Consider the following 10,192-nt stretch of genomic DNA (forward strand, 5'->3'; position numbering starts at 1 on the left):
AGGGGGGACCGCCGCCGTCGTACGTTTTCGGGGGGGTGGGCTAGTTGGTGCGCTTGGTGGGGGCGACCACCTTGATGACGGCGGAGTCATCAGCGGCGGCGAGGCCCTGGGCCTGGCCCAGGAGGTAGAGCTGCTCTGCGGCTGCAGCAACGGGGGCTGCGAGGCCGGCGGCGCGGGTGGCTTTGCCAACAATCCCCATGTCCTTGACGAAGATGTCCAGGCGGGACAGGACCTCGGCGCCTTCCTCGTTGTAGGCCTCGAGGATTCGCGGGCCGCGGTTGGACAGCATGAACGAGCCGGCAGCGCCGGCTTCCAGCGCGGCGAGGGTCTTCGCCTGGTCAAGTCCCAGGGCATCTGCCAGCGCCATCGCTTCTGCGGCGGCGGCAATGTGGACGCCGCAGAGGAGCTGGTTGACGGTCTTGAGCGCCTGGCCGTCGCCGGGCTTGTCGCCAACGACGGTGAGGGTGGAGGCGAGCAGTTCCAAAGCGGGGGCTGCCTTTTTCCGGGCTTCGGGGGAAGCGCCGACGACGATCAGCAGGTCCCCTTCGCCGGCACGCTTGGGTCCGCCGGAGAGCGGGGCGTCCACCAGCTCAACGCCGTATTCGGCCAGCCTGGCCACGGTGGCCGGGATGGCTTCAGTGCCGACGGTGCTCCCCAGGATGACGACGGCGCCCGGCTCCAGTACGGAGGCCACACCGTTCGCGCCAAAGAGCACGTCATTGAGCTGTTCGCCGTTGCGGACAGCCAGGAGCACGGCGTCGGCACCCTTCGCGGCTTCGCGGGCAGTGGCGAAGGTGGCGATGCCGGCTTCTTCCGCGAGCTTGAGGCGGGGTTCGGCGATGTCGAAGCCGTGGACAGTCAGCTGTGAGGCCAGGCGGGTGGCCATGGGCAGGCCCATGGCGCCGAGGCCCAGGACGGTGACGGTGTAATTGCTGGTCATGGTGTTCTCCATTGAATTGAATAGGGCCACGCTCGCGGGGTCCCCTGGCCGAGCTTGCGAGGTTAGGGGGCGAGTGGGGATGTGTTGCTGAGCTTGCGGGTGACGTCGGCGAGGGACTGGTCATTGCCCACGTTGCCGGCGAAGACGATGTAGGGGATGCCCTTGGCGGGGCCGTCCACGGGCTCCCAGAGGGAGACGATGCCCGGCAGCATGGGGCCGCGGACAATCGCGTGCCGGATTTCCAGGCCGTGGGCTGCGACGTCCGAGGAAGTGATGCCGCCCTTGGCGATGACGAACCGCGGCGGGAACGTTTTGAGGGTGCGGTTGACCACGGCGACGACCGCGGCGGACACGGTGCGGGCGATCCGCAGGCTTTCGGCGGGGTCGTCCGCCTTGATGAGCAGCCGGCTGGTGTGCACGATGACGTCACCGCCCTTGAGGGCTTCGACGACGGTGTCCACGGTTTGGTCCAGGTGCCCGTCGGCCTCGGCACCGAGGAGCTTTTCGACGTCGATCTCCACGATGCGGGCGGAGCTGTGCTGTTCCGTCAGGGCCTTGAGCTGGCGGGTGGTGACCCCGACATGGGAGCCGACGACGATGAGGCCGCCGGCCTCGGACGGGGTGTTGCCGGCGTAGGCTTCGGCGCCGGTCAGTTCCGTGCGGATCTCCTGGCCGATCCGGGCGCGCCCGAACGGGGGGCCTACGCGGTAGAGCAGCTTCTTGCCGCGCCGTTCGGCTTCCTCCAGGCCCAGCGACAAGGCACGGAGATCGTTTTCAGTAACGATGTCCGCCACGATCGGGGTGGAGTCGGTGGCGGCTTCGATGGCGTCGGCAATCGCGTCGGCGCTGATCTTGGCACGGGCGGCGTCGTCCCCGGTTCCGGCGGCAGCACCGGCGCGGATGATGTTGAGGTCCAGCACGATCACCGAGTCGGCGGTGAAGCGGCCCTGGGACTTCTCTTCCACGTAGTCAGCCATCACGGACGTGCTGAAGCCGAAGCTGGCATCCTTGGCGAATTCCGTGTCAGAGACCGGGACGAGCCTGCCGGTCTCTTCTCCCGTGCCGCGCATGTAGTGGACACCGCCGATCGTGACCCGCCCGGCGTCCGGGAAGGCCGGGACCAGCACTACGCCGTCGGTCTTTTCACCGCTGACGTCCGCCACGGTTGCAGCAATGACGTCCGGCTCCAGGGGGTAGTGGCCGCGGAGGGTTGAATCGCTCCGGCTGACGAAGCCCAGCCGGAGCGTGTCCGGTGAACCGGCGGCGGCGAGGGCGTTGCGGACCACTTCCTCGTTGCGGGCGGCGGCCTCGGCGGGATCCAGGCTCCGGGTGTTGGTCAGGACGTAGACGGCGGGCTTGCCCTGGCCGAAGGCCCAGATAAAGTCTTCCGCTTCCCACCGGGTGAGTACTGGCAGATCGGCCACTGACTGTGTTCCGGTGGGGTCGTCGTCGAGCACTACCAGCACGCGCGGGGTCTCCGCGTTGGAAGCAGCCAGCGTGCTGGCCACCAGTTCGGCGGGAATCCGGACCTCGGCCGGGTAGGTGGCCAAAACCTCTGCTTCAAGCGTCACGGTGCACTCCATTGTGTATGGATCCGGCCTGGGATCCTGATGTAAAGGTATCTGTAAGATGTCTGACATCTTGCATTTGCTTTAGTGTGGCACACCACATAACGACACGCAAGTAGACTTGTCCGACATATGCATTGAGGAAGTAGCGGGGGCAGCATGGCGAGGCAATCACTGGTAGGTCAGGTGGCGGACGAGCTCCTGGATCGCATCATCACCGGTGAGTTTCCGCCCGGCGCAACAGTGCCCGGAGAGCACGAACTCAGTGCCCGGCACGAGGTCAGCCGGATGACGGTGCGCGAAGCCATGAAGACTCTGCAGGCGCAGCGGATCCTGAGCGTGGAACGCGGCCGGGGAACGTTCGTTAACCCCCTCAACCGCTGGGCGTCGCTTGAGGCCGTGCTGCGTGCCGCGTCAGAGGGAAAAAACGAAGCTGAAACCTCCGTCCAGCTCATCGAACTCCGCCGCATGCTGGAAACAGGAGCGTGTGAACTGGCGGCAACACGGATACGGGACGAAGATGTCCACACACTCCACCGGCACGTGGCAGAGATGCGCGCCGCCCACGAAATCAACGACGTCGCCGCCTTCGTGGAAGCGGACCTGGCTTTTCACGACGTGATCCTGCAGGCCTCCGAAAACGTGTTTGTGTCAGTCCTGTTCGAACCGCTGCACCAGGTGCTGCAGAAGCGCCGCATGCAAACGTCAGCGGTCCGCGAGATCCAGGAGCACGCCATCGGGCACCACCGGAACATTGCCGAGGCCCTGGAATCCCGTGATCCGGTGCGGTCACGGCAGGCCATGGACGCCCACATGCAGCAGACGCTGGACGACCTCAAGAACCTCGTGCTCGAGGCCAAGTAGCAGTTGGCTCAGCGCGCCGGCGCGGCAGTGGTTCCGCGGACCACCAGTTCCGTCGCGACTTCAAGGGCAGTGGGGACGGCGGAATTCGGCAGTTCCTGCTGCTCCGTCAGCATGCCCACAGCCATGGAAGCCAGCTGGGCCAGCGGCTGGCGGACAGTGGTGAGCGGCGGCGACGTCAATGCTGCCTGGGCAATGTCGTCAAACCCCACAATGCTGAGGTCTTCCGGAACATGCAGCGAACGCTGGGCGGCTGCATTCATGACGCCCAGGGCCTGCAGGTCGCTGCCCGTGAGGATGGCCGTAGGGGGCTGGGTCAGGTCCAGCAGTTCCCCGCCCAGCCGCATACCCGACTCAGTGCTGAAATCGCCGTCCTTGACCAGTTCGGGCAGGACCGGTAGGCCGGCCTCGTGCAAGGCAGCGGCGTAGGCCGCATAACGTGCCCGGCCGTGTCCGGGGCTGTGTTTTCGGCCGGTGATGATGCCTATCCTGCCGTGGCCCTGGCCCAGCAGGTGGCTGACAGCTGCAAGGGCACCGGAGAACGACGCCGGGCTGACGCTGGGGATTACCAGCCCTTCGGTGCGTTCGGGGTCTATGGCGACGGCCGGAATCTTGAGGGTCCGCAGCGTGTCGACCAGCCGCGAGCCCTTGCGGGGAGCCAGCAGCAGGACGCCGTCGAGCCGGTTGACCGAGGGTTCGCGCAGCTTGCGCCAGCGTTCTGCCGTTGCATGCTCCGCCCGGGTGTAGGCCACCGCATAGCCCAGGCGGTCCGCTGCCGCCTCCACACCAGCCATGATCTCCAGGACCCACGGCGAATCGAAGTTGTTCACCACCAACTGCAGGACGCCCGGCTGCGCAGTGGCTGCTGCCCGTTTTGAGTAGTCAAGCTCCTCAAGTGCCTGTTGAACCTTTGCCCGCGTGGCGTCCGACACGTGAGTCCGGCCGTTGAGGACCTTGGAAACCGTAGGGACGGAGACGCCTGCTGCGGCCGCGACGTCAGCAATCTTGGGGCGCGGGGAGGCGGTCACAGGGGCAGTCCTAAGGGTCATGTAGCTGCGGCGGCGAGTTGGGGAGAGCTGGTGCGGCGTGCAGGCGCAACGTCCACGCGCACGGGTCCCACGATAACATTGCCGCCCTCCTCGCAGCCCAGCGGCGAGGTGGCAAAGAGCCCCAGCTCGGCGCCGATCCACTGCCCCTTGACCACGTCGAAATTCCAGCCCTGGACTTCCCATGGGTCGCCGGGTCCTGAACGCCAGGCAAAGGTTGACCGGGGCGTGCCGTCGGTGCGGATCTGCAGCTCAATCCGCGGCCCCGCCAGGGGGGTCTTCCTGCCGGGGCGCTGTTCGGACGGGCCTTCTCCGCCGGTACCGCCTCCGAGGATCCAGCCGTCACTTGTCCTGACGATGCCCAGCCAGGCGTACTTCTGGCCCAGGACCACCACTCCCGCCCGGGTTCCCACGGGAACGTCCTGCAGTTCGATCGACGTCGTAAAAGTGGACGGGGTGCCCGGCAGTATTTGCCCCAGGACGTTGGGGAGTTCACGCAGGTTGACGGGGTCGTTGGCCCGAGGTTTGAGAACCAGGTGCCCTCCCCCGCATTGATGCGCCCAGTCGTCCTCCGGGTTTGCCTGCCAGTGCCACTGCGGTCCCAGCCGCGGCGAGGAAAAATCGTCACTTACGGGCAGCCCAACATCCGCCGGGGAAGTACCCGCGGGATAGGGATGGGCGGGCACCGGGGTGCCCGGCCCGCCGTCGGTATTCCGGGCGCCCATCCACGGCCAGCCATCTTCGGTCCAGCCCATCGGCTGGAGGTGGACCACCCGGCCGTAGGGTCCCCGATCCTGGAAGTGCAGGAACCAGTCCTCCCCCCGGGGACTGGTCACCCAGGCTCCCTGATGGGGCCCGTTGACCTCGCTGTTCCCTTGCTCCAGGACCCGCCGCCCCTCGTACGGCCCGAACGGGGACCGCGAACGGAACACGGACTGCCAGCCGGAGGCCACACCGCCGGCCGGGGCGAAGATCCAGTACCAGCCATCCCGCTTATAGAATTTCGGGCCTTCAAGGGTGGTGTAGCCGGGCAGGTCGGCACCGTTGATCACATGGGTACCGCCATCCAGGAGCCTGGTGGCATCGGGGCTCATGCGGTGGACCGTAAGCCTGTTCTTCACACCGATCCGGCTCTGCGCCCAGCCGTGAACCAGGTAAGCCTGGCCGTCCTCGTCCCACAACGGGCAGGGGTCAATCAGCCCGCGTCCGCCGTACAGAAGGTGGGGCTTTGTCCAGGGACCCTCCGCCTTTTCCGAGCTCAGCACGAAGATGCCGTGGTCCGGGTCCGGGTAGAAGATCCAGAAGCGCCCGTTGTGGTGGCGCAGCGACGGAGCCCACACACCGCTCCCGTGACGCACCAGTGAATAATGGCCGGCTTGGGGCAGTTCTGCCAGGGCGTGGCCGGCGTGCTCCCAGTCCACGAGATTGCGCGAACGCAGGACCGGGAGCCCCGGGACGCGGTTGAAGCTCGAGGCGATGAGGTAGTAGACGCCGTCAACCTGTACAGCATCCGGGTCCGGCCAATCAGCATTGAGGATCGGGTTTTGGTAGACGGGGGCGGGGAGGCGGGTGGTCATGACGTCCTGTCTGGTGGGCTGTTGCTAAGGAGAGGGTGCTGCTGGAGGAGTTCGAGGGCATGGGCGGCGGTAGACACGGGGCCGTCATGAATGACGGCATGCAGGGCCAGCTTCAGCGGGTTGTTGTGGTCCACTACTGCGGCTTGTGTCCACGCCACGGAAGGGCCGGCGCCGAGGTAGCCTTCAGTCCGAATGAACCACGGGAGCAGGCGGTCCGGATCCTGGCCAAGCACAACAGTCACCGCTGCGCCGCCAAGGTCCATGCTGATGGAGAGCCAGCGCGAGAGGGAACCGTGGGCGGCATCGGCGCCGCTGCCGGCATCGGAGAGGACAAGCGGCTGGCCTGTGGGTTCAGGAAACCGCCAAAAGATGCCGCCGTATCCGGCACCAGCCCTGCCCTTGACGGCCGACGACGACACTTCCAGCCGTTCTGCGTCCCCCGCCGGGACCATCACTGAGAACAGGGAAAGGGACCAGGTGGCGGGTGCGGGGTGATGAAGGTATTCGATGCGCCGCTGCTCCGCTCCGAGGTGTTCGCCGGACCGGGAAATCCAGGAAACATCCCCGAATTCGGTGTTCGACGTTGACTGCCAGCCGTGGGGACGCTGAACCCCGTGGTTGTCCAGGAGCATGGATCCGCCCGCGGGGGTATAGGTGGACCCGCCCCAAAAGTTGGTCCCGTTGATGTCCGAGAACGCGATGGACAGGCCCAGGTGGTGAGGATGATCGGCGGGCCGTGCCTGGCTGACCACAGTGCCCGCAAGGGACCGCACCGGATGTAAATAGGGACGGGGTGCGTGGTCAGCCGGCTCCTGCAGGTACCTGTTGTGCAACGCGGGGAGCTCACTGCCCGGGGCTCCATCCGGCACCGCCAAGGGCTTGGTATGCGTGGCCAAACGTAACCTCCAATGACGGCCTTCCGGGATGTGGGATCAGCATGCCAGATCAGAAATATTTCGGCAATAGCTAAAGAAAGTTTCTGAGCTTGGCCGCTCGGACGCTGCAGAAAATTGTGTTGACAGTCACAGCGTTTACTTGCTAGAAATCGTTTACTGAGTTATCGCTTCGCCTGACCGCGAGGTTCCATGTTCAGCCGCAACAGGATTCAATCCAGACCAGCAGCCAAAAACTTTCCGTAGATTTTCCAGCTTTGATAACCGCCTGCTGTACGTGGGCAAACCCTAGAGAGGCGTCATTCAATGATGAAGACAGTCAATATCCCCATCTCCCGCAGGCTGGCCCTGGGTGCAGCCATCACTGCTGCAGGCCTGGCGCTCAGCGGTTGCGGCGGAGGTTCAGCTCCTGCTGCGGGCGGCGGCGGCAATGTGGAGCTGAACTTCGTTTACTGGGGCGACTCCAACCGCGCCAAAATGACGGACGCGGCCATTAAGGTTTTTGAAGAAAAGAACCCGGGCATCACCGTCAAGAGTGAATACCAGGACAGCGGCCCCTATGCTGACAAGCTGGCTACCCGCTTCGCCGGCGGTAACCCGCCGGACGTCCTGAACATGGCCAACCGCAGCCTGCTTGAGTACGCCCAGCGGGGCACGCTCGCAGATTTGAAGTCTTTCCCGGAGGTTGACCTCGGGAACATTCCGGAAGCCATCCAGAGCCGCGGCGAGGTGGACGGAAAACTGTACGGCCTGGCTACCGGCGTCACGACCATCGGCATGGTGGTCAACAAAACGATTACCGACCAGGCTGGCGTCACCATTCCCGATGACAAGACCTGGGGCTGGGAAGACTACGCAAAGTTCGCCTCAGAAGTGACCCAAAAGACCGGCGGCAAGATCTACGGCGCCGGCTACGACGTCGCCACTGAGACTGGACCCATCCTGTTTGCCCGGCAGCGCGGCGAGGATTTCTACACCAAGGACAACAAGCTCGGGGTCAGCGAGGAAACCATCCGGGACTGGTTCCAGTACAGCGTGGACCTTCGCGCCGCCGGGGGCTACCCGCCGGCCGGCTTCTTTGAACAAGTGGGCGGTTCAGCTGCCCAGTCCTACCTGGCCAAAGGCACCGTGGCCTCGCAAATCATTCCTATCAACAACTACAAGGCCTACAACGAAGCGGCGGGCGGCAACCTGGTCCTCCTCCGTATGCCCGGCGAAACCACGGAACAGCGTCGCGGCTACTCTGCTGACCCCAGCATGCTCTGGTCCATCGCGGCAAAGTCGAAGCACCCGAAGGAAGCGGCGAAGCTGATGAACTTCCTGATTAACGACGTCGACGGCGCCGCAGAGACGCTGACGCAACGCGGCGTGCCGATCAACCCTGAGGTGACAGAGGCCATCATGCCCAAGCTGGGCGCGGATGACACAAAGTTTGTGCAGATGGTCGCCGACATCCAGGAGGACGAACTGGCACCGGCTTACGTCTACCCCAAGGGCGCCAGTGTTGTAGCCGACACCCTCAAGCAACTGGCCACCGAAGTCGAGTTCGGCCGCGTCACACCTGCGGATGCAGCCAAGACTTTCCTCGAGAAGAGCAATGCGGCCATCAACAAGTAGCCACCCTGCCGGTCTCCGCACCGTGCCCCTGGCACATCTGACGATAGGAGCCTGACGCCATGTCAGTGCTGACCAAGCAAGCCCCGGCCGCGGCCGCCACTTTGGCCGGCCCGGGCGGGCGCCCCGGCCGGGCACGCCCCAAGCGCAAGAACCAGCGCTCCGGTTACCTCTTCCTGCTGCCGTGGTTCATCGGCATGCTGTTCACGATCATTCCGTTCTTCGCCTCCCTCTACCTGGCGTTTACGGATTACAACCTCTTCACGGAGCCGAACTTCGTGGGCCTGGCGAACTTCCAGGCGATGTTCGAGGATCCGCGGCTCCTTCAGTCCCTGAAGGTAACGTTCATCTACACCTTCGTTTCCGTGCCCATCTCCCTGGCCGTGGCCCTGCTGATCGCCATTGTGCTGAACCGCGGCCTCCAGGGCCTCGCGATCTACCGTTCGGTGTACTACCTCCCGTCGCTGCTGGGCGGCAGCGTAGCCATCGTCATGTTGTGGCGCTACATTTTCGGCAACGACGGCATCGTCAACAGCGCCCTCGGATTCCTCGGAATCCAGGGCCCTGCATGGGTGACCGACCCGGAGTACGCGTTGAGCACGCTGATCGTGCTGAACGTCTGGACCTTCGGTTCGCCCATGGTGATCTTCCTGGCCGGCCTGCGGCAGGTGCCCACCATGTACTACGAGGCGGCTTCCATCGACGGCGCCTCCCGGTGGCGGCAGTTCCGCAGCATCACCCTGCCGCTGATCAGCCCCATCATCTTCTTCAACCTCATCATGCAGCTGATCGGGTCCTTCCAGACCTTCACCCAGGGCTATGTGATGAGCGGCGGCACCGGCGGCCCGGCAGACTCCACGCTGTTCTACAACCTGTACCTCTACCAAAAGGGCTTCACCGAGTTCGAGATGGGCTATGCCTCCGCCATGGCGTGGCTGCTGTTGATGATCATCGCGATTTTCACCGCCATCAACTTCATCGCATCCAAGTTCTGGGTCTTCTACGACAATTAAGGCACCGCTATGGCTCTCCTCGAACTACCCCTGAAGAACAAGCAAAAGAAGGAAGCGCCTCCCTCCGAGGATGCGCTGACAGGCACCCCGGGCACCCGCTTCTCCCGCCACCTCATCCTGTGCCTTGTGGGCCTGGTCATGCTGTACCCGCTGCTGTGGCTGATTTCCAGCTCGTTCAAGCCCAGCAACGACATCTTCCGGCAACTTGGGCTGTGGCCTGAGAACTGGGACTTCAGCAACTATGCCCAGGGCTGGACGGCGCTGAACCAGCCGTTCCACGTCTACCTGATCAACTCCCTGATCGTGGTGGTGTTCTCGATCGTGGGAAACATCTTTTCCTGCGCCCTGGCTGCCTACGCCTTCGCCCGCATGGAGTTCACCGGCCGGAAGCTGTTCTTCGCCCTGATGCTGGGAACCCTGATGCTCCCCGGCCACGTACTCCTGGTACCGCAGTACATCATTTTCTCGCAGTTGGGCTGGCTGGATACCTATCTCCCGCTGATCGTGCCCAACTTCATGGCCACCAACGCGTTCTTCATCTTCCTGATGGTCCAGTTCATGAAGGCGCTGCCCAAGGAACTCGACGACGCCGCCCAGATCGACGGCTGCGGGCCCTTCAGGACATTCCTGCGCGTCATCCTGCCGCTGTGTGTTCCGGCGATGGCCACCACCGCCATTTT

At 64.5% G+C, this 10,192-nt stretch carries 9 protein-coding genes; 4 read left to right on the forward strand and 5 right to left on the reverse strand.

The window, feature by feature from the left end:
• Positions 1 to 40: 40 nt before the first annotated feature.
• Complete coding sequence (locus CXX84_RS18710) at positions 41 to 940, reverse strand: NAD(P)-dependent oxidoreductase (RefSeq protein WP_102978230.1); 900 nt, start codon at positions 938 to 940, stop codon at positions 41 to 43.
• 62 nt (positions 941 to 1,002) lie between these two features.
• Positions 1,003 to 2,511, reverse strand: coding sequence for a four-carbon acid sugar kinase family protein (locus CXX84_RS18715; RefSeq protein ID WP_102978240.1), 1,509 nt, complete (start codon positions 2,509 to 2,511; stop codon positions 1,003 to 1,005).
• A gap of 156 nt (positions 2,512 to 2,667) precedes the next feature.
• On the opposite strand from CXX84_RS18715, the gene CXX84_RS18720 reads away from it, so the two are divergent.
• Positions 2,668 to 3,372 carry a FadR/GntR family transcriptional regulator gene (locus CXX84_RS18720; protein WP_102978231.1) on the forward strand — a complete coding sequence of 235 codons (705 nt, stop codon included), beginning with the start codon at positions 2,668 to 2,670 and terminating at the stop codon, positions 3,370 to 3,372.
• A gap of 8 nt (positions 3,373 to 3,380) precedes the next feature.
• Here the strand turns inward: CXX84_RS18720 and CXX84_RS18725 are convergent, their stop codons facing one another.
• Genes CXX84_RS18725 through CXX84_RS18735 form a run of 3 tightly spaced genes read right to left on the reverse strand, consistent with a single transcriptional unit; the run spans position 3,381 to position 6,888 of the window.
• Positions 3,381 to 4,397 carry a LacI family DNA-binding transcriptional regulator gene (locus tag CXX84_RS18725; protein WP_223253166.1) on the reverse strand — a complete coding sequence of 339 codons (1,017 nt, stop codon included), beginning with the start codon at positions 4,395 to 4,397 and terminating at the stop codon, positions 3,381 to 3,383.
• Positions 4,398 to 4,414: 17 nt separating this feature from the next.
• Positions 4,415 to 5,992, reverse strand: a complete 1,578-nt coding sequence (locus tag CXX84_RS18730; RefSeq protein WP_102978233.1) for a glycoside hydrolase 43 family protein — start codon at positions 5,990 to 5,992, stop codon at positions 4,415 to 4,417.
• Positions 5,989 to 6,888, reverse strand: coding sequence for a DUF6807 family protein (locus CXX84_RS18735; protein WP_189337657.1), 900 nt, complete (start codon positions 6,886 to 6,888; stop codon positions 5,989 to 5,991). The genes CXX84_RS18730 and CXX84_RS18735 overlap by 4 nt, the downstream gene beginning before the upstream one ends.
• A 303-nt stretch (positions 6,889 to 7,191) precedes the next feature.
• Between CXX84_RS18735 and CXX84_RS18740 the strand changes: the two genes are divergently transcribed.
• The 3 genes from CXX84_RS18740 to CXX84_RS18750 all read left to right on the forward strand — a co-directional run.
• The gene (locus tag CXX84_RS18740; RefSeq protein ID WP_102978235.1) at positions 7,192 to 8,502 is read left to right on the forward strand and encodes an ABC transporter substrate-binding protein; all 1,311 of its coding nucleotides are present in this window, start codon (positions 7,192 to 7,194) and stop codon (positions 8,500 to 8,502) included.
• Positions 8,503 to 8,561: 59 nt separating this feature from the next.
• Entirely contained in the window at positions 8,562 to 9,512 is a 951-nt protein-coding gene (locus tag CXX84_RS18745; RefSeq protein WP_102978236.1) for a carbohydrate ABC transporter permease, read from the forward strand.
• 9 nt (positions 9,513 to 9,521) lie between these two features.
• Positions 9,522 to 10,192 (forward strand): carbohydrate ABC transporter permease (locus CXX84_RS18750; protein ID WP_102978237.1); only part of this gene is annotated, 671 nt, incomplete at its 3' end.

This window comes from Arthrobacter sp. AFG7.2 (assembly GCF_002892835.1).
Taxonomy (GTDB): Bacteria; Actinomycetota; Actinomycetes; order Actinomycetales; family Micrococcaceae; genus Arthrobacter.